The sequence below is a fragment of the Deltaproteobacteria bacterium genome, from assembly GCA_016234845.1.
In the GTDB taxonomy this organism is placed as follows: Bacteria; Desulfobacterota; Deferrimicrobia; order Deferrimicrobiales; family Deferrimicrobiaceae; genus JACRNP01.
Window position 1 is genome coordinate 1 of record JACRNP010000117.1, and the last position, 24284, is coordinate 24284.

The window sequence follows — 24284 nt, forward strand, 5'->3', positions numbered from 1 at the left end:
TTGTCCCCCCGGATGTGACCCGGAGGGACGGAAGAAGGGGCGGTGATCACCACGCCGTTGCGGCCCAGGTCGTATTTCGCGAACGTGAGGATCTCCGGGATCATCTCCACCGGGGAGTACGGTTCCATCGACGGTTCGTGCGGCCGCACGTAATTGGAAAAGTTCCGGATGATCGCCGCGGTCCTCTCCCCCGCGGAGAGGATCTTCCCCGCCCCGTCGGCCACCTTCCGTTCGTTGGACGAAGTCATCCGGATGAGCTCGGAGAACCCGAGGACGACGCTCAGGTGATTGTCCACCTCGTGGGCGACGCCCATCACCATCCGTCCGAACAGGGCCAGGCGGTACATCTCGACGGTTTTCCGGTCCATGGCGTCCCCTCGTCGTCCTTTCAGATCTGCTTTCCGAGGACGCCGCCGCGCCCTCTCCGCTTCGACTCGTACATCAGCCGGTCGGCGATGTTCAGGATCTGGCTCCGCTGCGGGGAATCCGGGCGGCAGGCGACGTACCCGATGCTTGCGGTGAAGGAGATCACCTGGTCCCGGTCGGCGTCCAGCCGGACGCCGGAGATCCCCTCCGCGATCCGGCCGGCGATGACCGCCGCCGCGGCCATGTCGGTTTCCGGAAGGATGACGGCGAACTCGTCCCCGCCGTACCGCGCGGCGATGTCGGTCTTCCGGAGGTGAGCGCCCAACGCGCCCGCGACCAGAACGAGGACGCGATCCCCGGTGGTGTGGCCGTACGAGTCGTTGATCTCCTTGAATCCGTCCAGGTCGAGCATGAGCACCGACATCGTCCGCCCGTAGCGGATCGCCCGCTCCAACTCGATCGCGAGACGCTCGTGGAACGAACCGTGGTTGTACAGCAGCGTCAGCGAGTCCTTCTCGGCGAGCGACCGGACGAAACCGAACAGTTCCGCGTTCTCGATCGCGATGGCGAGATACGTGGCCAGCACCCGCATCGTGGGGAGCAACTCCGGCTCGAACGCGTGCGGCTCGGGGTGGTTCAGCATCAGAACCCCGATGCTCTTCCCCTTCGATACGAGAGGGACGCAGAGGAACGACTGGACGTCCTTCCGGCGACCGCCGAAGTGCTGAAACTCCGGATGGCTCTTCACGTCGGGGATCCACGCCGGCTCGCCGGTGAGGAACACCTTTCCGGCGATTCCCTCCCCCGGGGCGAGGGTGAACGGCGGGGTCCCGGTCGCCTCGCCGCCGGAGGACGCCTTGGCCACCAGCCGCTTCGTCTCGCGGGAGTACAGCATGACGCAGAAGTCGTTCAGCCCCAGCTTCCGCATCACGCATTCCGGGATGATCCGGTACAGCTCTTCGGGATCGAGGGTTCCGGTGATGACGGTGGAAATCTCCGCGATGGTCCGGAGGTACTGGACGTTCGACTCCAGGTTCCCGCGGGCCTCCTCGAGAGCCCGTCGGAGGCGCTCCACCTGGTCGAGCCTCTCCTCGCGGTCCCGGACCGCCTCCCGCAACGTGGCGACCGACCGTTCGAGCCTTTCGGAGACCGCGGCCGCCAGCGGAGCCAGCGGCCCGGAGACATCCGGCAGCGTTTTTCCGTTACCGGTCCCGATCGCGTCCCGGAGTCTCTCGACCGGACGGACCACCGAACGCTCGAGGACGAAGAAGCTCGCGACCGCGAGGACCGCCTCGCCCACCGCCGCGCCCGCGACGAGGACGGCCATTTCCGCGGACACGCGGCTGGCGAAGGCGGCGACCGCCAGGGTGACGAGGAACAGGGCCACCCAGGAGATGACGAACGACTTCCGCCACCCTGGACTGGAAAGATTCGAAGCGCTCGACGGTTGTCTTCCCGACGGCATGATGGGAAGGTATCACGAATTCCTCTTACCGGAAACGGTTGAAACCGTATAAAATACCCGATTATTCCATGTCTTTGAGGTGAACCATGACGAACGGCGCCACTACGGGATTCTCCGGCGGAGCCGCCGGATGGGATGGAGTGGACCGCAGAAAGTCGGCGGTACCGCCCCCTCCTCCCCCCGACCCCTTCATCCCCTCCCCGTCGGACTGGCAGTCCCGCGGGATCGCCTTCCTGATCGACATCTTCCTCTACTGCCTCCTTCATTTCGGAGGCCCCGCGCTCGGATTCGGAATCCTCGGCGGGTTTCTCGCGGTCATCTACATCACGTTCCGCGACGGGCTGTTCGGGGGACAAAGCATCGGGAAGAAGATCCTGGGGCTCCGGGTCGTACACGTGGACGGAAGGCCGATCTCCTATATCGACTCCTCTTTCCGGAACGTCGTGTTCATCATCTACATGCTGATCCCGCTCGCCGTTGTGATCGAAGCGATCGCAGCCTGGAAGCACCCCGAACGGCGTCGCCTCGGCGACCGGATCGCCAGGACGTGCGTGGTACAGAAGGAGACCGTGCCGGTCCTCGCGTAGCGCTTACTTCCATTCGGCGGGGTCAGAACACCGCGCCGATGGTGAAGTGCCACTCCGACGGGGTCTCACCCGGCCGCCGGTCCAGTTTCCATCCGTAGTCGAGGCTGATGGGCCCCACCGGCGTGAGATACCGCAGGCCCGCGCCGGCGCTCTCCCGAAGGTCGAACCCGGAGAGCGGCGCCCCGTGGATCCACACGCTTCCGGCGTCCACGAACAGCGCGCCGAGGAATCCGTACCGGATGGGGACCCGCAGCTCCGTGTTGATGTTCAGCATGTAGTCGCCGCCGGTGGGCGTACCGTCCGCCGCTTTCGGCCCCAGGGACTCTTCCCGGAACCCGCGTACCGTCGTCCGCCCGCCGAGGAAGAACCGTTTCTGGATCGGGACCTCCTCCGTCGATCCGTACGACCGGATCGCCCCGGCGCGTCCCGAAAGCACGAAGGTGTTTTTCCGGAATACCGGGAAGTAGAACGCCGTCTGTCCGCTCAGCTTGTAGTAGTCCACCTCGGAGCCGAGCGGAAGGGAGGCAAGCTCCGCCAGGCCGGAGAGAAACACCCCTTTCCTCGGATTGAACGGGTCGTCCCGGAAATCGAGGGCGACCAGCCCCCGGACCGCGGCGATGGTCGCCTGTCCCTGGTCCTCCGGGGAGAGGACCGCTCCCGGGGCGACGTCGAACACCTGGTCCCTGGACAGTTCGTACTGGAGCGACACGGACGACCGCTCGAAGAACTTCTGGTTGATGCTCGCGACGAGACTGGCTTTCCTCAGGGAGAAGCTGCGACGTTCGGCCTTCTGGTAGGACCCCGTGAGCCCGCCCTCCCACTTCCACCGGTTGCCGAGGATGTACGGCTCCCGGAAGTCGCCGATGAACTTCTGCTCCTTCTGGCTCACCATCGCCTGCCCGGTCAGGCTCCGCCCCAGGCCGTCCAGGTTCTTCTCCTTGGCCCCGAGAAGCCCCCGAACGCCGGTGTCGGTCCCGAACCCCCCTCCGAACTCCACTTCGAAGAACATCGCCTCCTCGACCTCCACCACGAGGTCGAGGATCCCGTCGTCCGGACGCTTCACGCGCTGCAGCCGGACGCTCTTGAACAGGCCCGTCCCGTACACCGACTGCTGGAACGAAAGGAGCGCCTTCTCGCCGGCCGCCCCGCCCGGCAGGATCGGATTTTCCCGGAGGACCACCGTCGCCTTCGTCAGCGCCGTGCCGCGCACCAGGACGTTCCCGAGACGGTACCGGGGCCCTTCCCGGATCTCGAACCGCATCACCGTCCCGTCCCCGTCGGGATCGAAGAGGAGTTTCGCCTCGACGACCGCGTCCAGGTAGCCGTCGTTCCGGTAGTGGACCGCCACGGCCTCCTGGTCCGCGTCCATCGACGCGTAGTCGACGAACGCGCCTTCCCGGTTCCGGATCAACCGAAGAAGCTCCGATCGAAGGAAATGGTCGTTTCCCTGGAAGACGATCTCCCGGAGCCGGTATCGCGACCCCTCGTCGATCCGGACCGTTTTCGTCACGCCTCCCCGGTCGTCGACCTTGTCGTCGACGCCGAGGATCCTCATCCTGGCGTATCCGTTCTTCTGGTACAGGCCGGTCAGGGCGTTCAGGTCGTCGTTCCACGCATCGTCGGAGAATTTCCCGGACCCGGTGACCCGGTGGAAGAACCCGCGCTCGCGCGTCGCCATCTGCCGGAGCAGATCCTTCGTGCCCAACCCGCGGTTCCCCTCGAACCGGATCTCCTTGATGTACCCTCTTCTCCCCTCGTTCACGGTGACGGTCAGCGGAACGCGTCCTTCGGCCTCCACCCCGGAAGATACCGAGACGTCGGCCCGGAGATACCCCCGCTCCCGGTAGAACGCGAGGACCCGCTCCCGGAGGTCGTGGACGAGCGCTCCCTCCGAGACCTCTTCTTCGCCTTCCAGCCCGGACGCGGCGGCGACCTTTCCCGCGTCGAACTCCTTCAGGCCGATCCATCGGAGTTCGTAGCGGGGGCCTTCCTCGACCTGCGCCCGCGGACAGAACGGCTCGTCGCCCTCGTCGCACCGGGGGGCGAGTTCCGTCACATGCACCGTCAGGAATCCCGATTTCCGGTATTCCCGCCGCAGCCGGACGATTCCGCTCTCCCACCGCTCGAAGTCGTGCGGCTTCCCGCGCTCCACTCCCACGATCCGGTCCAACCGCTCCGCGGTGAAGAAGGCGGCCCCCGGAAAAGCGGCGGAGCGGACCGCGGCAGGGGGTCCTTCGAGGATGTCGATCCGCACCTTTCCCGATCCGTTCGCCACGCTGCACGTGGCGGCGAGCGAAACCTTCGCGCCGGGGAACCCCTTGCCGGCGAGGAACGCCCGGATCGCCTCCTCCGCCTCCGTCAGCTCCTTTTCCCCGGCCGCAACCCCCCGCCGGAGCCGGGAAGCCGCGAGGATCCTGGCGGCCGGGACGCGCTTCGCGCCGGCGACCTCGATGTCCGAAACGAGAGGGAGGGGACGGAGATGGAAGAGAAGGTGCGCCTTGCCGCCCTCCTCGCGAACGTAGGCGGACACTTCGCGGAAGACGGATTTGGCGTAGAGCCCCCGGATGGAGGTCCGCACCGCGTTCTCTCCGAGCCGGTCTCCCGCCCGGATCGCCACGAGGCCGGAAAGCTCCTCGTAGGATATGAGGTACGGAGACGCCACGCGGAAGGAGACCGACGCCACCAACGGTTCACCCGGAGAGACGACGTTGTCGGACGCCGGGGAGTCCCCCCGACCGGACAGGAGAAGCGCAGCGGCGAGGAGGAGCGGGAGGAGCCTACTCCTTTCCACGCAGGAAATCCTTCCAGTCGCGATAACGGTACCGGAACTTGAGGTCCGCCCCCAGGTCCCCTTCCTTCGTGGTGGTCGCGCTCTCCCACGCCCCCTGGAGGTAGACGTTCTCGCGGAGCTTGACCTCGGCGGTGGCGGAGCTCTCGGCGGTCGTGCCGACGCTCGTGGAAACCGCGACCGTGGCGCGTTCGCCGAACGACTTCCCGACGATGAACCGCGGCTCGATGGTCTTGGTGGTGGAGGAGAATCCGGGCTCGATCGCGAAACGGTCCAGCCCCACCGCCCCGCGGATCCCCTCTTCTACCCCGCCCTTGTACGGTCCCAGGGCGAGAGAGGCGGCGGCCGCGGACCCGACCGTGCCTTCCTGTCCCGCGAGGGCCTGGGTGGTCACGCCGAGCGATAGAAGGGCGACGATGTCGTTCTTCCCCAGCGGCGGATCGGAGAACATGTCCACCTCGTACTTCTCGAGGGTTCCGGTCACCGTCACGGTCACGTTGACGTTCCCCTTCCGGGTCTCCGCCCGGCCGTCGATCCTCGGATTGTTGTTCCGGGGATCCTGGAAATCGACCATCGCCCGCTTCAGCTCGTACCTGTTTCCCCGGAACTCGACGACTCCCTCGGTCACGTCGAAGGAGCCGAGGATGATCACCCGGCTGCTGTCGCCCACGACCTTGAACTCGCCCTTCGCCTGCGCGTCCGCCAGGTTGTTCTTGATCCGGATCGTGCCGTCCGCGATGGCGTTGATGTCGAGCCGGACGCGGAACGCCGACTTCTCCCGCCGCGCGGTGACGTCCGAAAGCCGCTTGCCGAAATCCACGAGCGCCTTCTCGGGCCGGAGGGTCTTCGTGTATTTCGCGGACTGGACCTCGACGTCCCCGGTCACCATGAGGTCGTCCACGGGGCCGAACAGTTCCGCGTGACCCTGGATCACCGGCCGGAACTCGTCCGGGTAAGGATACCTCAGGTCCATGAAGTCGACCGAGAAGTACATCCGCTGTCCGGCGTCCATCCGGAGGGGCACTTCCCCCCAGCCGTCGATGTAGCCGCCCCCGCTCCGCCCCTCGAAACGCTCGAACACGACCTTTTCCCGGCTGATGACGGCGTCCGCGCGCAGCCCTTCGAACTGCTGCGCGTACCCCAGGAACGAAAGGGTCCCCCCCTCGAGATGCCCCGTTCCCACGATCGCCGGATCGGAACGGTTTCCCGTCACGCGCGCCTCGACGGTCACCGCCCCGTCCAGGCGGTCGAAGACGTCCGGGACGGCGAGGCGGATGATTCCCGCGGGCAGCTTCCCCTCCAAGCGGAGGTCCAGGTCGCCTTTCCAGGAAACCTTTCCCGAGATCCGTACCGGGCTGCCGGCCGCCTGGAGCGTCCCTCCCGTCCAACGCACGCCTTCGGGATCCAGCCTCGCGGAGAGGTCCTTCCCCGAAAGGTCGAACCCGCCTTCCCGGTACGCCAGCGATTCCACCCGGACGATTCCCGTGGTCCTGTCGACGGCTCGAAGGGCCCCCTGGATCTCCGCGCGCCCCCGCAGCAGGAAGCGGCGTTTTTCGTCCCTTGGCGCGTCCGATGCCTCGCCGATGGAGAACGGTCCTTCGAGGCGGAACCCGAACGGCTCCCGGAGGGCCACCGTCCAGCCCAGCCGGGTATCGGGATTCCTGGTGACGAGCTCCCCGGCGATCGCGTCCCCCTGTCTCCTTCCCGACACCTCGCCCTCCAGGAACCGGACCTCTCCGAAGGAAGGCTCCCGGGCGCGGACGGACACGCTCAGGGCGGGAAACGACTCCGGCGTCGGCGGCCTTCCGGTCCGGAAATCCTCCAGCCGGAGCACGCCCGAAGCGTCGAAGGACCAGGTCCCGCCCGACGGAATATCCGAACGGCCCGCGGCCGCGAGGAGAAAAGAGGTAGGCACCCCCGGAGCGGAGAGTGAAAATTTCGCGGGCCAGCCGCCCCCTCTCTGGAAATCGGCCGAAAGTTCGACCCGCGGGGAGTCCACCCGGACAGAGACCGTGCCGGCGGCCGTGCCCAGGCTCCCCGCCGCCCGCACTCCCGTGAAATGGGCCTCCCCGGCGGACAATTCCTTCGAATCCGCCGAGAAGCCCGCAACTTCCCAGCCCGAGGGGCCTTCCGTCGCGCGGAATCTCGCGGCGACCAGTCCGCGGACCCTCTTCAGGTCATCCCGCTTCGCCAGCGCGACGACCTGCGCGATTTCCACAGCGGCCAGATCCCCGGACAGTTCCGCCCCACGCCCGTTTCCCCCGGAGGCCGAAACCCGCGCCGAACCTCCCCCGAAACTCCCCTCCGCGCGGGCGGTCCAGAGTCCGGCGCGAACGTCCCCTTCTGCCGTAACCCCCCGAAGCGCAATCCGCCGGACGGAGACCTTCGCCGACCGGAACGATCCGGACGCGGTTACGTCCGCGGCCGATACCGAGACGTGCGCGTCGGCATCTCCGCTCCCCTCCACCTCTTCGAAGTATTTCCTGAAGGGTGCGGGATCCTTTCCCAGCGACGAGGCGACGGCGGCCACCCATCGGCCGCTGTCGGCAAGGTCGATCTCCCGCAGGGAAACCGAGAAATCCGCCCTCGCCTTCGAACGTTCCGGCAGAGCGGTGACCGTCCCCACCGCGGTGACCTTCATCGAAGGGAGCGGGACGTCCGCGACGAAGTGAAGCGTATCGGCCGGCACGCCCTCGGCCTTGACCGTCAACGGCATCGGGGGGAGCGAGCGGACGGCGACGGATGCGGCCGTGAGGGAAAACTTCGCGCGAGGGCGGTTCATCGGTCCGGATAATTCCCATTCCACGGCCGCCTTGTCCCAGGAGAGGGGGTACGCCCACCCGTACTCCGCCGTCTTCCCGGCCGGTGCGACCCCGGATCCCCGGAGGTCCACGCTGCGCCGCGCAAGGGAAAGATCCCCCTCGCCGCGGATTTCGGCGCGCCCCGCCGAAAGACGGAACGAATCCAGCCGGACGTCCTCCCCGTTCGCGACGCCGCCCGCGACGTCGAGCGAAAGGGGAATACGGATTACCGTCCCGGCGCGACCTCCGGACGCAGGCACTACGACGCCTTCGGGAAGGGAGACGGTCGCGTCTCCCTTCCAACGACCGGGGGTCCCGGAGACGGTCGCGACGAGGTCGGCCGTACCCGAAAGCCGCACGGGGGAACCGGCGTCGTCCCACGGGACGGCGGCGAGGGAGAAGCGTCGCAGGGACGCCTTACCTTCCGACCGGCCGGAATCGATCGCGTAACGGCCCGACGCCTCGAGCGCGCCGCCCCACACCTTTCCCCGCGCCCGGTCGAGCCGCACGATCCGCCCCGCCAACGACAGCTCCGCCTCCCCCTCCGTCGTAGCAGCCCCCTTCACGTTCCCCTCCCGCAGGGTGACTTTCGCCGTCCCGACGGGATCGTCCGGACGACCGGCCACGGAGGCGGAGAATTCCAGCTTCCCTTGGCGGACCACGTCCTTCACGTAGGCGGAGCCGGGCGCCCCCGAAGCGATCCATCGCGCGAGATCCGCTTCCCCCGACGCCTTTGCGTCCAACGTCCGCATCTTCGTATCGAGGGTTCCCGATATGCGCACCGAAGCGGACTCGCCCCATGCCCTCGCGCGGCGGACCTTGAGGACGCGGTCCTTGTACACCAGGTCCGCGTCCAGCGAAGGGTACGGCCAGACGGCCGCCCGCTCCCCCGGAATGCCGACCGACCCGGCGACCTTCGCGAGCGAAAGGGTCATGCGTTTTCCGAGAAACCGCGTTTCGCGGACCCGGAGTTCGCGGACATCCGCGGTAAGCCCGCGGATGGGACCGAGCGGCCCCAGGGCAAGAACACCGTCGACGAGCAGGATCTCCGGAAGCGTCCCCCGCGGTTCTCCCCCCGGGGACGAAAGCCTTTCGTAGAGCGCCCGGTTCCGTTCCCCCGCCTCGACGCGGAAGTTCCTGGCCCGGACCCTCGATACGGGAGTTTCGCCGGACAGGATCCGCAAGGGGGAGATGGAGACGTCGACGGCGCCGGCGTTCGCGATCGGAAGGCCGGCGAGCGCGTCGCGAACCGCGACGTTGTCGATCGTCACGAGGAGGCGCAGCAGGTGGATCCGGATCTCGCCGTACCGGACGTCGAGCCCGTATCGTCCGGCCATCGCGACCAGTTCCCGTTCTGCGTTCCGCAGTTTTTCGGGAATCCCGACCGAAATCCGCCACCCGAGGAACACCGCCAGGGCGGCGAGGAGGAACCCCCCGGCCCAACGAACCCATCGCCTCGACATGGTTCAATTATAAAGGAGGAAGGTGGAGCGGGCGACCGGATTCGAACCGGCGACGTTCAGCTTGGGAAGCTGACATTCTACCCCTGAATTACGCCCGCGCGCCCTGATATTCTTACCACATCACGAAAAGATTTTGCAACGGGTTCCGAACCCGTCTTTCAGGAACGGTAGCCTTCCGTCCGCGCCCGCACGTCCCGGTAGTCCGGCGCTTCCTCGAACAGCGCGAGAAGGATCTCCCGCGCGCTCCCCTCGTTCCCCGAGCGAAGCAGGAGAACCGCCTTGTGGTACCGGAGGTCCCGCCGCTCCTCGGCGGTAGGGGAACCGCTCGCGAGCACCTCGTCGAGGATCGCGACCGCCGCGTCCGGGTCCCCCTGGTCGGACAAGGTGTCCGCCAGGAGCGACGACGCCCCGATCGCCAGCTCCGGCTTCCGCATCGCGAGGCGGAATTCCTTCACCGCCTCCTCGAGCAGCCCCATCTCCTTGTAGGCGATGCCGAGATTGTATCTGGCGTCGAGGTCCGTGTCGCCGATCTCCTCGTGGACCTTCGCCTGGAGGCGCCCCAGCGCGCTCCGGACGATGTCCTCCTCTTGCTCGTACTCGCCTTCGTCCGGGGACGACGGTTCCGCGATCCCCGGGGCGGAGCCCGGGTCGGAGAGGATGGGTGCGGGAGGCGGCGGGGGCGGGGCCGACTCGGGCGGGGGGGACTCCTCCGGCGCGGACATCTTCTGCAGCACCTCGGAAAACGAGAACGTTCCGGATCCGGCGACGTCCCATCCGCGGCGAATCGCCTCGACGGCTTCCCGCGCCTGCGCCGCGCGTTCCGGGCTCCCCAGCGCCTCCTCGAAATCGATGAGATGGTCCAGCAGCGGCAACCCTTCCTCCGGCGCCCCGACGGCGAGCCAGAGGAACCCGCAGATTTCGAGGACCGCCGGTTCCTTGTCGGCCAGGGAGGCGAGCGCTCTCACCCGCTCCGAGAACTCGGCGATCATCCCGGACGAAACCGCCGCCTTCACCGCCCGCTGCAGCTCGTTCCCGGACTCGATGAGTTTCCTCTGCCCCCGGTAGACGTCCGCGATGTACAGGCGCGGAAGGGGGTTCTTCGGAAGGAATTCCGCCGTCTGCCGGAAGAAATCGATCTTCTGTTCGTCGCTGGTGAACCGGCCCGGCTCCGCGGCGACCTTCCGCAGCTCCATCTGCGCGTCCGCCGTGAGGCCCTCCGCCGCCAGCAGGCGGATAAGCCACTTCTGGAAGTCGTTGCTTCCGGGGTCGTGCTTGAGCATCTGCCGCAGGACCGCGATCGCCTTGCTCGCGAACCCGTCCTTCTCGTAGAGAACGGCCGAGCGTGCGAGCTGGTCGAGCCCCTCGACCACCTCGCCGACCCGCATGAGGAAGATCCCCAGCTTCTGGCGCGCCTGCGGGTCGTTGGGGGCGGACTGGACCTTTCGGGAAAGGGAACTACGGTCATCCTGTTCCTGGGAGGAAAAGAACTTCTTGAAGGAATCGAGGAAGCTCACCGCAGTTTCTCGATGAAGTTCGTCGAAAGCCGCGCCTCGACGAAGTCCGAATTCACCATGATCTTCTTGTGGAACCCGACCGTCGTGCGTACCCCCTCGATCCGCACTTCCTCGAGCGCGCGACGCATCCGGAGAATCGCCTCGGCGCGGTCGTCCCCGTGGACGATCAGCTTGCCGAGCAGGGAGTCGTACGTCGACGGCACGACGTATCCCGGGTAGATCGCCGAATCGATCCGGACGCCGAACCCTCCCGGGAAGATGCACGAATGGATCGGGCCCGGGAACGGCAGGAACGTCTCGGGGTCCTCCGCGTTGATCCGCACCTCGATGGCGTGCCCCCGCTGGGGCACGTCCTTCTGCTCGTACCGCAGCTTCTTCCCGTCCGCGATCCGGATCTGTTCCCGCACGATGTCGATCCCGGTGACCATCTCCGTCACCGGGTGCTCCACCTGGATGCGGGTGTTCATCTCGAGGAAATAGAACTCCCCGTCCGGGACGTACAGGAACTCGACGGTCCCCACGTTGTTGTAGTTCACGCCCGCCGCCGCGTCGACCGCCGCCTTCCACATCCGGTGCCGAACCCTTGCGGGCAAGGCGGGGGCGGGGGACTCCTCGATCAGTTTCTGGTGCCGCCGCTGGATGGAGCAGTCCCGGTCGCCCAAGTGGATCACGCTCCCGTGGCGGTCTCCCATCACCTGGACCTCGACGTGGCGCGCGTTGTCGAAATATTTCTCGATGTAGACGTCGGGAACGCCGAAGGCCGACAGCGCCTCGGACTGGGCGGTCAGGAAGGCGTTGATGAAGGAAGCGGGGCTGTGGACGATCTTCATGCCGCGGCCGCCGCCCCCCGCCGCCGCCTTCACGATGACCGGAAAGCCGATCTCCTTGGCGACGCGAAGCCCCTCTTCCTCCTCGGTGATCGCCCCGTCGCTCCCGGGAACCACCGGCACCTTGGCTTTCCGCACGGCGTTCCGGGCCTGGATCTTGTCCCCCATCAGGCGGATGGCCTCCGCGGAGGGGCCGATGAACTTCACGCCGTAATTCTGGCAGATCTCGGCGAACGCGGCGTTTTCCGCGAGGAAGCCGTACCCCGGGTGCACGGAGTCGGCGTCCGTGATCTCGATCGCAGAGAGGATGGCCGGGACGTTCAGGTAGCTCTCCGCGCTGGGAGGAGGGCCGATGCAGACGGCCTGGTCGGCCATCTTCACGTGGAGGGCTTCCTTGTCCATCGTGGAGTAGACCGCGACCGTCCCGATTCCCATCTCCCGGCAGGTCCGGATGATGCGGACCGCGACCTCTCCCCGGTTGGCGATGAGAACCTTGTGGATCATCTAAGCCGCCCTACTCCGGAAGCACGTGGAACAGCGGCTGGCCGTACGCCACCGGCTGGGCGTTCTCCACCAGGATCGCCGCGATCGTCCCGGTGGTGTCCGACTCGATCTGGTTCATGATCTTCATCGCCTCGACGATGCAGAGGACCTGCCCCTTCACGACCCGGGCGCCCACCTCGACGAACGGCGCGGCGTCCGGCGCCGGCGCGCGGTAGAAGGTCCCGACGATCGGGGAAACGATCTCCTTGTGGGCCGGCTTGGGAGCCGTTTTCGCCTCGGCCGGAGGGGGCCCGGCCGCCCCGGGCGAAGCGGTCGGCGCCGGGACCGGCGCCTGCGCCTGGGGGGAGAACACGACCGGCGGGGCGCCGCGGCGGATCTTCAGCACCGTGTCGCCGCGACCCAGTTCGAACTCGCTGATTTCGGATCCCTTCAACAGCTCCAGGATCTCGCGGATCTCCTTCAGGTTCATGGGAATCCCCTCACGCCCGCCCGATATAGGTGCCGGTCCGCGTATCCACCTTCACGACGTCCCCCTCGTTCAGGAACAGGGGCACCTGCACGACCGCCCCGGACTCCAGCTTCGCCGGTTTGGTCGCGCCGCTCACCGTGTCCCCCCGCACTCCGGGCTCGGTCTCCGCGATCCGGAGGTCGATGAAGAACGGGATGTCGACGCCGATGGGCTCCCCCTTGTAGAACAGGATCTTCACGGGGAGGTTTTCGATCAGGTAGCTCCCGGCCTCCTCGACGTGGTCCTGGTCGAGGTAGATCTGTTCGTACGTGCGGTTGTCCATGAAATGATACTGGTTCTCCATCCGGTACATGAACTGCATGTCCCGTTCCTCGAGGTCCGGCTTTTCCACCTTGTCCCCGCTGCGGAACGTGTGCTCCAGGACCGCGCCGGACTTCAGGTTCTTGAGCTTGGTCCGTACGAACGCGTTCCCCTTTCCCGGCTTCACATGCTGGAAGTAGACGATGATGTAGGGGGCTCCTTCGAATTCGATCTTGAGCCCGTTGCGGAAATCCGACGTCGTGTACATTCCCTGCCCCGCCCCCTCAAACCAGAGATGCCGCCGCCTTGGGCAGAAACGTGATCCGTTCGCACCCGGTCGCGGTGACTTTGACCGTATCCTCGAGCCGGACGCCGCCGACACCGGGGAGGTACACCCCGGGCTCCACGGTGACCACCATCCCCTCCGCGATCCGATCCTTCGAGCGGATGGAAATGGACGGGCGTTCGTGGATGTCCAACCCCACGCCATGCCCGGTCGAATGAACAAAATACTTCAAATATCCCGACCGGTCCAGCGATTCCCGCACCTTCGCGTCCACCTGCTTGCACCGCACGCCGGGGCGGAGGACCGCCAACCCGGCTTCCTGCGCGCGCCGCACGGCGTCGAACACCTTCCCGATGCGCGGTTCGGGTCTCGATGGGATGACGGTCACCGTCTCGTCCGAGCAGTAACCGTTCTTCCTTGCGCCGAAATCGAGAACCAGGGGCCCCTTCCCCGATATCCGGCTCCCCCCGGGGGAGGCGTGGGGCATCGCCGACCGGGCCGCGTCGGCCACGATCGGCGGGAAGGAGACCCCGTCGGCGCCACGCCGGATCATTTCCCGCTCCAGGTCCGCGGCGACGGCCCTCTCGGTTCTTCCGCGGGTTCCCCCCGACAGCACGCGGAGCAGCGCGGCCGCCGCGATGGCGGTCGCGGCCTCGATCTCGCGGATCTCCCCCGGTTCCTTTCGCATCCGCAGCGGTTCCACGAGGTCTTCCCCGAGGATCCACCGTTTCTCTCCGCCGCGGGCCAGGGCGCGGAACGATTCGACGCTCAGGTACCGGGATTCGAATCCGATCTTCCGCGCACCGGTCTTCCGAAGTCGCCTGGAGACGTCGGCCCATTTTCGTCCCGTGACGACCACCTGGGCCCCCCGGACTTCGCCCCGGGCCTGGACGTCGTACCGCCCGTCGGTGAAGAGGATCGCGTCTCCCGGGACGACCAGCAGCGCCGCCTCGCTCCCGGTGAATCCGGTGAGGTAGCGAACGTTGGAGAGGCGGACGCACAGGTACGCCCCGATGCCCCGTCTCCGGAGGACGGCGTGAAGCCGAGCGAGCCGGCGTTCCCCCGCGGTCACGAACGGCCTACCGCCCCAGATGCCGGAGGAGGGCCTGCAGGGCCAGTACGTACCCGTGGCCGCCGACGCCGCAGATCCGCCCGAGAACGACGTCCTCCACGAGGGAGACCTTCCGGAACGGCTCCCTGCGGGCGGGGTTGGACAGGTGAACCTCGATGGCGGGCACTCCGCAGAAGAGAAGGGCGTCGCGGATGGCGACGCTGGTGTGGGTGTACCCCGCGGGATTGATCACCAGCCCGTCCGCGGCGCCCCGGGCCCGCTGAAGCCTCTCGACGATCTCGCCCTCGTGGTTCGACTGGAAGAACTCCACCGTCGCCCCCGCGGCGCGGGCCGCGGCGGACACCTCTTTGCGGATGGCGGCCAGCGTGTCCTTCCCGTACACGGACGGCTCCCTCTCCCCGAGGACGTTCAGGTTGGGGCCGTCGACGAAGAGGATCCGGAGGGGAGGCGCCTTCACAGCATCTCCCGGGTGCGGCGGGCCGCCTGGCGGAGAAGGAAGCGGCACTTCCCGGGAACGATCCCGGTGGTCGTCACCACGGCGAGGAAATATTCGGCGCTGACCCTTCGGACGAAGACCATGGCGAGCAGGCCGGCGAGATAGATCTCCTGCGCCGCCCCCAGGCCGTTCTCCGCGGCCACCCGGTCCGACTCCCGGAAGAAATGCACGACCTCCGCGGCGAGCGCGGGGAGGTCTCGCTCGTCTCCCGGGGAGTGCCATTCCTCGACCGTCAAGCCGTCGGCGCCGACCAGCGCCCCCGACGTGATCCCGGGATCCTTCCGGCTCATCTCCTCAATGATATCTCGAAAGGTCATACCCGTACTCCTTCGCCGTCATGTCGAGGAAGGCCGCCAGGACCGCCTCCACGGGGTCCTCCTCGCCGCGATCCGCCATCCAGGCCAGCGCCCGCGCGTTCTCCGGATCCCGTGCCAGGATCTCGCCGACGATCCCGCGGGCCGTTCTTCTCTCGCCCTGGGACCAGTACACGTCGGCCAGGGTGATCGTCCCCACCGCGGGGGACGCCGGAACGCCCACGTCCGGCCCGGGCTCCCGGGCTTCCGTCGGCTCGGCGTCCCGCAGCCTCGTCCGACCCGTCTCCAGCGGGAGAACCTCTTCCGCCGACCGGATCTCGTACGACTCGTCCCCGACGAGAACCAGGTTGGCCAACGGGTGCGCCGCGGGAGACTCCTCCGGCTTCGATTCCCCGGGCACCGTCCTGCCGATGTCCGACGCGACCCGTTGGGCCGGAACGAAGGAAGGATTCCGTTCGAGGACGACCTGGATCGCCTGCCATGCCGCCGTCACGTTCCCCGACTCCCGATACGCGTCGGCGAGGAGCGTGATCGCGTCGTTGTCCCTCGGGTTGGACGTCACGCGGCGTTCCAGCGACCGGACCGCGTCGTCCCCCCCTCCGGGTGAGGGCTCCGGGGACGGAAACGGAAGTTCCGGTTCCGCGGAGGACGCGGCGGAACCGCGTCCCGCCGAGCGCTCGCGGACCTCCGCGCGGATCGAGGGGAGTTCCCGGCGGATTTCCGAAAGCGGGACCCGTCGGAGCTCGCACCGGCCGGGCGCCGCGATCAACGGAAGGTCCACGTCGGCGACGAGCCGCTTCTTGTCCGAGCCCATCGCCGCGGCGATCGACGAAAGCGGCATCCCCGGATCGTCCAGCTCGTACCCCATGGCCAGGAGCAGGGAAACGACCTCGCCCACCAGCCTTTCCTCCGTCACCCCGAGACGGTGGCCCAGGACCGCTTCCCAAGCAAGCCCCATCGCAACGGCCTCGCCGTGGAGGAGCCTCCCGAATCCGCTCGCTCTTTCCATCGCGTGACCGACGGTGTGCCCGAGATTCAGGATCCGCCGGAGGGAGGATTCCCTTTCGTCCTTCTCCACAACGGATGCCTTGAAGGCGATCGCGCGCCGGATCAGCCACCGCCAGTCGTCCCCCGAGAACCCCTTCCAGCGGGCTCCTTCCGCCCGGAGCCGTTCCCAGAGCTCCGGGTCCCCCGCCAGCCCGATCTTGACCACCTCGGCGAGACCCGCGAGGAGATTCCGATCGTCCAGCGTCCGGAGAAACGCGTCGTCGATGAAGACGGCCCGCGGCTGGTGAAACGCCCCGACGAGGTTCTTTCCCTCCGGAAGGTTGAACCCGGTCTTCCCGCCGACGCTGCTGTCCACCTGCGCCAGAAGGGTCGTCGGAATCTGGATGCAGGTGATTCCGCGGAGAAACGTGGCCGCCGCGAAACCCGCCAGATCCCCGACCACCCCGCCCCCGAACGCCACCACGAGGGATTCCCTCCCCGCCTGACCCCGGGCGAGGAATTCGTAGATCCTGCCCACCGTCTCGTGGTTCTTGTGCTCTTCCCCGGGGGGGAGCGCCAGGACTTCGTGCGGTATTCCGGCGAGCCAGCGGCGGATGTCGTCCCCGTAGATGGACGCGACGTTGCGGTCGGTCACGACGTGGACGGTGCCGCCCGGATAGAAGCGGCATATCCATTCCTGGAACAGCGAGTAGATGTCCCGGCTGAAGAAGATGTCGTATGTCCGCTCGCCCAGGGAGACGGTGATCATGTCGTTGGTCAGGATCGGCCTCCCCCCCGTTTCGCCAGCCGTTCGACGATCCGGTCCGCCACCTCCGGAACCGTCCTGTCGTCGGTCTCGATCGAGAAATCCGCCTTCCGGTATCCCGGCGTCCTCCGGCCGAGCAGCTCCCGGGCGACCTTCTCCCGGTCGCCGCCGCGGAGCAGCGGCCGCACCGCGTCCCCCGACAGGCGGTGCAGGATCGTCTCGGGCTTCGCCTCGAGGTGCACGACCGGGCCGTACCCCTTCAGGAGCTTCCTGTTTCCTTCGTCCATGAAGGCGCCTCCGCCGGTCGCCACGACCCGCCCCTCGACCGCGAGGATCTCGCGCAGCGCGGCGCTCTCCCGCCGGCGGAACGCGGCCTCTCCCTCGTCGACGAACAGATCGCGGATCTCCCGACCCGACGTACGTTCGATCCACTCGTCGACATCGACGAATTCCGCGCCGATCCTCCGGGCCAGTTCCTTCCCCACGGAACTTTTTCCCGACCCCATGAATCCCACCAGGACGACCCCGGGAAATTCCCTTCGACGGATCATTCCCCGCAGATGCGCGTGAGATATCGGGAATAATTATAGAGGATATCCCGCATCGCATCCCCCCCGAACTTTTCCAGGAACGCGTCGGCGAGCACGATCGCCACCATCGTTTCGGCCACCACCGACGCGGCGGGAACCGCGCAGACGTCGCTCCGTTCCCTGTGCGCCTCCGTCGGCTTCCAGCCGTCCACCGTGACGGTCCGGAGCGGCCGGGACTGGGTGGGGATCGGCTTCATCGCGGCGCGGACGACCAGCGGTTCCCCGTTCGTCATCCCCCCCTCGAGTCCTCCCGCCCGGTTCGTCTCCCGGTGGAAGGGAAGGAGGTGCGATCCGAGAAGGGGGCGGCGTCCGCCCGGGCCCGGCAGGACCTCGTCGTGCACTTCGCTGCCCGGAAGGGAGGACAGGGACATCCCCCCGCCGACCTCCACGCCCTTGATCGCGGGAATGCACATCAGGGCCTGCCCGAGACGGCCGTCCAGACGCCGGTCCCAGGCGACGTAGGAACCGAGTCCGGGAGGCACCCCGGTCGCGATCACCTCGACCACGCCGCCGGCCGTGGTTCCCGACTCCTTCAGCTCGTCGATCCAGCGGACGACGTTCCGCTCGGTGTCCCTGTCCGCCATCCGGACGGGGCTCCCCTCCGCGAGGGCCGCCGCTTCCGGGTTCCCCTCGACGTCGGGCGGCACGCGGAAATCGCCGATGGAGAGGACGTGTCCGACGACCTCCGCTCCGACCTCGCGAAGGAACGCCTTCGCCAGGGCGCCCGCCATCACGCGGGCGGCCGTTTCGCGCGCGCTGGCCCGCTCGAGGACGCTTCGTACGTCCCGCAGGTCGTACTTGAGGATCCCGCCGAGGTCCGCGTGCCCGGGGCGGGCGGTATCCAGCGGGGAAACATCGCCCCCGTCGCCGTCCACCGCCATCTTCTCCCGCCAGTTCGGCCAGTCGAGGTTCCGAAGGAGCATCGCCACCGGCCCGCCCATCGTCTTTCCGAAGCGGACGCCCGACAGGATCTCCACCTCGTCCTTTTCGATCTTCATGCGGTCGCCGCGCCCGTACCCGGTCTGGCGCCGCGAAAGCTCGCGGTTGATGTCCGCGGCGACGACGGGAAGTCCGGCCGGCACCCCCTCGACGATCGTCACCAGGGCGGGGCCGTGGGTCTCGCCGGCGGTCCGGAACGAAAAACGGATTATGGTCCACCTCCCGCGGTCGGAATGAAAAAGGGCACCCGGACCGTTCCGCCCAGGTGCCCCCGGCCTTGCGTCTTTCCCCGGCTCAGGAGGCCTTCGCCTGCACCGGTTCCGCCTTGAGGATCCGCGGCGTGATGAAGATCAGCAGTTCGCGGTTCCTGCCCTGGGACGAGTCCTTGCGGAACAGGTACCCGAGAACGGGTATTTTCGAGAGCCACGGGACCGCCGCCTGGGATTCGGAGCGGCTGATCTGGAGGATTCCGCCGATGACCGCCGTCTCCCCGTCGCCGATCAGCACTTCGGTGGTGGCCTTCTTCTTGTTGATCGCCGGCTTCCCGTCGATGCCCACCTCTCCCTGGGAGTCGTTCTTCGCCTCGAGCTTCATCGTTACCTTGCCGTCGGGCGTGATGTGCGGGGTCACCTTCAGGCTGAGCGTCGCGTCGATGAACTGCGTGTTGGTGCCGGAAGCGGACACGGTGGAGTACGGGATCTGCGTGCCCTGCTCGATCAACGCCTCCTTGTTGTCGACCGTGACCACCTTCGGGGAGGAGACGATCTTCGCCTTGCCCGACGCCTCCAGGGCGGAGAGCGAAAGATCGAGACGGAGGTTGTCCCTCAGGATCCCGAAGGCGATCCCGCCGCCGGCCCCGGCCCCGATCGCCGCCGGAAGATTCACGGCGAAGTTCGGGGACGGCGCGGCGGATGTGAACGGACGGTCCGTGTTCGTGCTCACGGGCGCCCCCGGAAGCGGGGCGCCGGTGGAAGTCTGCGCGCCGGTGACGCCGAACTGCATCCGGTTGCCGGACCGGAAGGCGCCGCCCCACTGGACGCCCAGCTCCTGCGTGGAGGTCGTGTCGACCTCGACGATCCGCGCCTCGATCAGCACCTGCGGGGTCGCCGTGTCGAGTCGCGCCACGAGGGAACGGATCTCCACGATGTTCTGCGGCAGGTCGCGTATGATCAGGACGTTCGTGCGGTCGTCGCTGTCGAGCTTGCCGAACTTGGACGCCTGCGGCTTGATCTTCGTCAGCATCTCGGACGCCTTGGAGTAGCTCACGGGGATCGTGTCGAACACCGCTTCCTGCGCCGCGCGGTTCTCGGCGGCCCGGGTGATCGCCTCCTGCTTGGACAGTTCGATCTGCTTCTGCGCGTTCAGCCGGTCCTGCTCCTCCTTCTGCAGCGAGGCGACCGGCGCGATCCGGAGGACGTTCCCCTCCTGCACGGCGCCGAGCGCCTTGGACCGGAGGACGATGTCGAGCGCCTGATCCCAGGGAACGTTGATCAGACGCACGGACACCTTCCCCTTCACGTCGTCCGTCGTGATGATGTTCAAGTTGCTGACCTCGGCGATGATGCGGAACACGTTGGAGAGATCCGCGTCCTTGAAGTCCATCGAGATCCGCTGGCCCCGGTATTTGCGGGTCGTGTCGGAACTGCCCATGAGAAATCCCCACTGCTTGCCGCCCTGTCCCCCCGCGGCATCGGGAGGGGTCTCCGCCGCCTCCTGCCCCGCCGCGTCCCCGTCCTCCGTCCCGTTCACTTTCGGAACGGCGCGGGCTACCAGTTCCCCTCCGCCCGACGCCGCCCCCGCCTTCGCGAAGGAGACGACCACCCCGTTTTCCTTCTTCTCGACCGTGTAGTTCGACCCCGGGGCGAACGCGATGGCCACGGACGTTCCCTTCTTCCCGCCGGACGGAGTCACGGTCTTGATGGGGATCCCGAACTTGCGGGCGTCGATCATGCGGAGGAGCCCCTTGTCGACGGATGTCCCGGGGAAGGTCAGCGTCACGCCGCCCCCCTTCTTCGCGACCTGGAACGCCGGCCCGCCCGTGGTCGCGATCACCACGTTCGACGCGTCGGGAAGATCCTCGAGGTCGATTCCCGTGACGGCGGCCCCCTTCGGGACCTCCTTCCCGTCCTGGAACCGGTCGGTGCTCGCGACCTTCCCCTCCGGACCCCCGCCCACCGCCAGCACGAGGGATCCGCCTTCGGTATTGACGAGGAACGGCATCGGCTTGTCCCCGGGCGTCTCGACGACCATCCGGAGCTTCTTGTCCTGGGAGGACAGCTTCACGACCTTCACCTGCGGAGTGTCCACCGCGACCTCGGAGGACGCCGCCCCCTGGGCGACGCCCCAGATGTCGACCACGATCCGGAACGGGTCGTTCAGCTTGAAGGAGTTGTAGTTTTCGATGGCCCCCTCGATCACCGCCTGGATGGTGGTGCCGTACGGTGTCTTCGAGACCGTCAACTCCTTCACCCTGGATCCGGCCCCCCCCGGCTTCGCCGCTCCGGGGCCGGCGGGCTCCGCGGCGAGAGCCGGCGACGCCAACAATGCGCAGGCAAGGGTCAACGCCACCATCCCCTGCGTGACGCGGGGCCGGAAAACGCGGCCCGAGAGCCGTAACGGGGTCATCATTATTTTCCTCCTGCCGTTGTGAGCTGCAACGCGTTCTCCCTGAACACCTTGTCCCCACGGGTCCCGATGAACTCCTCCCGCACCAGGATCTCCTTCTCCGTGATCCTCGTCACGACCCCCCCCATGCGGCCGATCCGGGAGCCGACGAGCACGGAATACCCCTTCCCCTCGCCGTCCTCGACGAGCGCCCTCGCGCCCTTTTTCGCCCAGATCAGGCCGACGTACTTCAATTCCGCCAGTTCGTACCGCTGCAACGGGGGCAGAAGGGAGAGGTCCGTCCGGAGCTGCTTCGTTTCGGCCTTGATGAACGGGACGAAGGGATCCCGCTTCCCGGCGGAGCTGTAGACCGTCACCGGCGCGGGCTTCTTCTCGCCCTCCGCGGCGGCCTTCGCGGGCGCCGGGGGCGCGGACTGCATCGGGGCGATCTTCTTCACGACCGGAGCCGGTGCCGGCGCTTCCTTGGAGCAGCCCGCGACGACGGCCAGCAGGAAGATCCCGACGAACGGCAGCACGATCCTTCGATACGTCACTGGAGACCGTCTCATTTTGCCTTCCCCTGGCCACCCGCATCCTTGGGCTGCGCAGCCGGCTGCTCCAGGAACCGGAAGGTCGTGGCCGTGCAATTGATGGTCTCGCTGACCATGTTCTCGCCGGTCGATTTGGGGCTGGTGAACGTGATGTTCGAAAGGTTGACGATCCGGGGGTAGTGGCTGACCTTGTCGGCGAAAAGGACGAAGCTGTGGTAGTCCCCGGTGACGGAGATCGAGACGGGTATCTCCGCGTAGAAATCCTTCTTCGCCTCGCCGGAAGGGGCGAACTTCAGGAACTCCAGCCCCGACTCCTTCCCGAGGTCCGATACGCTCTTCAGCAGCGACGGGATCTCCGCCGAATTGGGAAGCTGTTCGAGGAGCAGGGTCAGCTGGTCCTCGAGCCGCTTGACCTCCTCCTGGAACGACTTCAGGTTTCCGGCGATCACCTCCTGCTCCTTGACCTTGCTGCGAAGGCTCGCGAGCTGGGTTTCGAGCTGCGTGATCTGCCGGGAAGCGTCCCTGTAATAGAGGTAGTAGTACCCCACGATCACCAGGCCGCAGAACAGAACGGCCAGGAGGACCCTCTGTTTGGCCGGAACCTTGGAGAGATCGTCCAGTTTCAGCGCCATTCCGTGCCCTCTCTCTCCGACGCGGAGATCAGTTGACGACCGAGAACGAAAGGTTGAACCGCACGAGCTTCACGTTCATCATCGAAGACTGGTCGGCGGATCCGAGCGTCACGTCGCGGAATCGCCCGGTCTGCCCCAGCGCGGTCATGAAATTCGCGACGGTGTTGTTGTTCAACGCGACCCCGGAGAGGGTGATCCTCTCGCCCTGGACGCTCAGCTGGTCGATCCAGCACTTCTCGGGGATGGCCGCCGACAACGCTTCGAACGTCTTTACCGGAGCCTTTCTTCCCGTCTGCAGGCTCGATATGATGTCCACCTTCTTCTGCAGCTCCGCCTTCCGGGACTTGAATCTCTCGACTTCTCCGATCTCCTTCTTCAGCCGCTCGATGTCGGCGTTCGCCTGCCGGATGTTCTGGTTCAGCGTCTTGATCTTTCCGGACACCGTGGTGTGGAAGTACAGCGTCCCCAGCAGGACCACCAGGGGAGCCAGCAGGAAGACGAACCCGACGTTGAATTCCCGGCGCTTCTTCCGTTTTCCCCGGATGAGGTTGATCCGGATCATCCGCGAGCCTCCAGGTTCCGCAGCGCGAGGCCGATCGAGACCGTTGCGGAGGTGTTGAATTGGGCAACCACGGCGGGATCCACGGCCTTGTCGTCCACGGTCAATCCCTCGATCGGATCGAAGATCTCGACTCCGACCCCGATCTTGTCGGAGAGCAGCTCCTTGAGGAACATCGATTTCGCCGCGCCGCCGGTGAGGAAGACCTTCGTCACCAGCCGGTCGGGGTAGGTCGCGGAAAAGAAGTTGTACGAGCGCTGCGCTTCCGTGGCCAGGAGGTTCGATACGACCTTCATGATCTCCTGGAACTTCTGGGCGCGCTCCCCGGGATCCTTCTTCCCCAGCTTGTACTCCTCGGCCGTCTCGTAGCTCACGGCCAGCTGCTTCTGGATCTCCGAAGTGTACATTCCGCCGCCCATCGGGACGTCGCGGGTGAACAGGGGGACCCCGGCGTGGAGGATGTTGATGTTCATGAAGGAGGCTCCGACGTTCACCACCATCGGCACCTGCTCGTCCGCCACCGGGTGGGTGAGCTCGAACGCGTTCCCGACGGCCAGCGAGTCGATGTCGACCAGCCGCGGGACGAGGCCGGCGTCCTTGACGACGGCCATGTAGTCGTTGATCAGGTCGGTTTTCGCGGCCACCAGCAGGACGTCCATCTTGGAAGGGTCATCCTTCAATGGGCCGATCACCTGGAAATCGATCTTCACGTCCTTGATATCGAAGGGGATGTACTGCTCGACCTCCCACTGGATCGACTCCTCGAGCTCCTCGGCGGTGGTGGTGGGGAGCTGGACCTTCTTGATGATGACCGAATGGCCCGAGAGGGAGATGGCGACATCCTTCTCGCTGACCTTCAGCTCCCGCATGGCGGTCTTGATTCCCTCTACGACGGCGGCGTGGTCCATGATCGCCCCGTCGACGATCGAGTCGGCCGGCAGGGGGAACACGCCGAACTTCCGCAGCCGGTTTTCCGCGCCGATCGCCTTGACATGGGCCATCTTCACGGCGCTCGACCCGATGTCCAGCCCGATCACCTCTTTGCTGCCGAACAGGCCCATCGCAAGCCCCCGTGGCTCCGTCGTTAGATCTTGAACACCTTGTCCCGGTCGGACAGCTTCAGGCCGAGCGACAGGATGATCTTTCTCTTAGTGTCCATCCGGCACGCCAACCCCTTTTCCACCCGATCGATCGTCAGGACGGACAGCTTTGCCCGCCTGGCCAGCTCCGCCTTGCTCATCAGGAGCCCTTCACGGATCTTTCGGACGTTGTTCGGGTCAACTTTAATCTTTTCTCGCTCCGGGCTTCCCACGGTCATTCACCCCTATGGGCTTCTTATGATCCGACATCCAGTCCCGTCCATACAAGCGAAATGATAACCTCTTGATATTATGTGTCAAGAGA

General features: G+C 66.8%; 20 protein-coding genes and 1 tRNA gene. 1 reads left to right on the plus strand and 20 read right to left on the minus strand.

Features of this window, described 5'->3' with window-relative positions; genetic code table 11:
* Together HZB86_08365 and HZB86_08370 are read right to left on the minus strand one after the other, a co-directional pair.
* A partial coding sequence (locus HZB86_08365) for a hypothetical protein (GenBank protein MBI5905547.1) occupies positions 1-368 on the minus strand: 368 nt, incomplete at its 3' end.
* 20 nt (positions 369-388) lie between these two features.
* A complete protein-coding gene (locus HZB86_08370; GenBank protein MBI5905548.1) occupies positions 389-1831 on the minus strand; it encodes a diguanylate cyclase in 1443 nt (480 codons plus the stop codon).
* Between the two features lie 140 nt (positions 1832-1971).
* Here HZB86_08370 and HZB86_08375 point away from each other — a divergent pair, with 140 nt between their 5' ends.
* Entirely contained in the window at positions 1972-2418 is a 447-nt protein-coding gene (locus tag HZB86_08375) for an RDD family protein (protein MBI5905549.1), read from the plus strand.
* Positions 2419-2440: 22 nt separating this feature from the next.
* On the opposite strand, the gene bamA is transcribed toward HZB86_08375, so the two are convergent.
* The 18 genes from bamA to HZB86_08465 all read right to left on the minus strand — a co-directional run bounded on the left by bamA (position 2441) and on the right by HZB86_08465 (position 24198).
* On the minus strand, positions 2441-5209 hold the full coding sequence (bamA, locus tag HZB86_08380; protein ID MBI5905550.1) for an outer membrane protein assembly factor BamA: 2769 nt from the start codon (positions 5207-5209) through the stop codon (positions 2441-2443).
* Positions 5196-9470, minus strand: a complete 4275-nt coding sequence (locus HZB86_08385; GenBank protein ID MBI5905551.1) for a translocation/assembly module TamB domain-containing protein — start codon at positions 9468-9470, stop codon at positions 5196-5198. The genes bamA and HZB86_08385 overlap by 14 nt, the downstream gene beginning before the upstream one ends.
* 23 nt (positions 9471-9493) lie before the next feature.
* Positions 9494-9568 (minus strand) — tRNA-Gly (locus HZB86_08390).
* 60 nt (positions 9569-9628) lie between these two features.
* A complete protein-coding gene (locus HZB86_08395; protein MBI5905552.1) occupies positions 9629-10984 on the minus strand; it encodes a tetratricopeptide repeat protein in 1356 nt (451 codons plus the stop codon).
* Positions 10981-12315: an acetyl-CoA carboxylase biotin carboxylase subunit gene (accC, locus tag HZB86_08400; GenBank protein MBI5905553.1), complete on the minus strand. Its 1335-nt coding sequence runs from the start codon at positions 12313-12315 to the stop codon at positions 10981-10983. Before accC ends, HZB86_08395 begins: the two co-directional genes overlap by 4 nt.
* Before the next feature lie 10 nt (positions 12316-12325).
* Positions 12326-12784: an acetyl-CoA carboxylase biotin carboxyl carrier protein gene (gene accB, locus HZB86_08405; GenBank protein MBI5905554.1), complete on the minus strand. Its 459-nt coding sequence runs from the start codon at positions 12782-12784 to the stop codon at positions 12326-12328.
* 10 nt (positions 12785-12794) lie between these two features.
* A complete protein-coding gene (efp, locus tag HZB86_08410; GenBank protein MBI5905555.1) occupies positions 12795-13352 on the minus strand; it encodes an elongation factor P in 558 nt (185 codons plus the stop codon).
* A 16-nt stretch (positions 13353-13368) separates the two neighbouring features.
* Positions 13369-14442 (minus strand): aminopeptidase P family protein, encoded by a 1074-nt coding sequence (locus HZB86_08415; protein MBI5905556.1) that lies wholly within the window; start codon positions 14440-14442, stop codon positions 13369-13371.
* 7 nt (positions 14443-14449) lie between these two features.
* Entirely contained in the window at positions 14450-15160 is a 711-nt protein-coding gene (gene aroQ, locus HZB86_08420; protein ID MBI5905557.1) for a type II 3-dehydroquinate dehydratase, read from the minus strand.
* A gap of 72 nt (positions 15161-15232) precedes the next feature.
* Positions 15233-17008 (minus strand): 3-dehydroquinate synthase, encoded by a 1776-nt coding sequence (gene aroB / locus HZB86_08425; GenBank protein ID MBI5905558.1) that lies wholly within the window; start codon positions 17006-17008, stop codon positions 15233-15235.
* 8 nt (positions 17009-17016) lie between these two features.
* Entirely contained in the window at positions 17017-17556 is a 540-nt protein-coding gene (locus HZB86_08430) for a shikimate kinase (protein MBI5905559.1), read from the minus strand.
* Positions 17553-18743, minus strand: a complete 1191-nt coding sequence (gene aroC, locus HZB86_08435; GenBank protein ID MBI5905560.1) for a chorismate synthase — start codon at positions 18741-18743, stop codon at positions 17553-17555. Before aroC ends, HZB86_08430 begins: the two co-directional genes overlap by 4 nt.
* 85 nt (positions 18744-18828) lie before the next feature.
* Entirely contained in the window at positions 18829-21162 is a 2334-nt protein-coding gene (pilQ, locus tag HZB86_08440; GenBank protein ID MBI5905561.1) for a type IV pilus secretin PilQ, read from the minus strand.
* Positions 21162-21707, minus strand: a complete 546-nt coding sequence (locus HZB86_08445; GenBank protein MBI5905562.1) for a pilus assembly protein PilP — start codon at positions 21705-21707, stop codon at positions 21162-21164. The genes pilQ and HZB86_08445 overlap by 1 nt, the downstream gene beginning before the upstream one ends.
* Positions 21704-22321 (minus strand): type 4a pilus biogenesis protein PilO, encoded by a 618-nt coding sequence (locus HZB86_08450; GenBank protein MBI5905563.1) that lies wholly within the window; start codon positions 22319-22321, stop codon positions 21704-21706. Before HZB86_08450 ends, HZB86_08445 begins: the two co-directional genes overlap by 4 nt.
* A gap of 28 nt (positions 22322-22349) precedes the next feature.
* Positions 22350-22883, minus strand: a complete 534-nt coding sequence (locus tag HZB86_08455; protein ID MBI5905564.1) for a PilN domain-containing protein — start codon at positions 22881-22883, stop codon at positions 22350-22352.
* Positions 22880-23941: a type IV pilus assembly protein PilM gene (gene pilM / locus HZB86_08460; protein MBI5905565.1), complete on the minus strand. Its 1062-nt coding sequence runs from the start codon at positions 23939-23941 to the stop codon at positions 22880-22882. Before pilM ends, HZB86_08455 begins: the two co-directional genes overlap by 4 nt.
* A gap of 23 nt (positions 23942-23964) precedes the next feature.
* Positions 23965-24198: an XRE family transcriptional regulator gene (locus HZB86_08465; GenBank protein MBI5905566.1), complete on the minus strand. Its 234-nt coding sequence runs from the start codon at positions 24196-24198 to the stop codon at positions 23965-23967.
* Positions 24199-24284 lie beyond the last annotated feature (86 nt).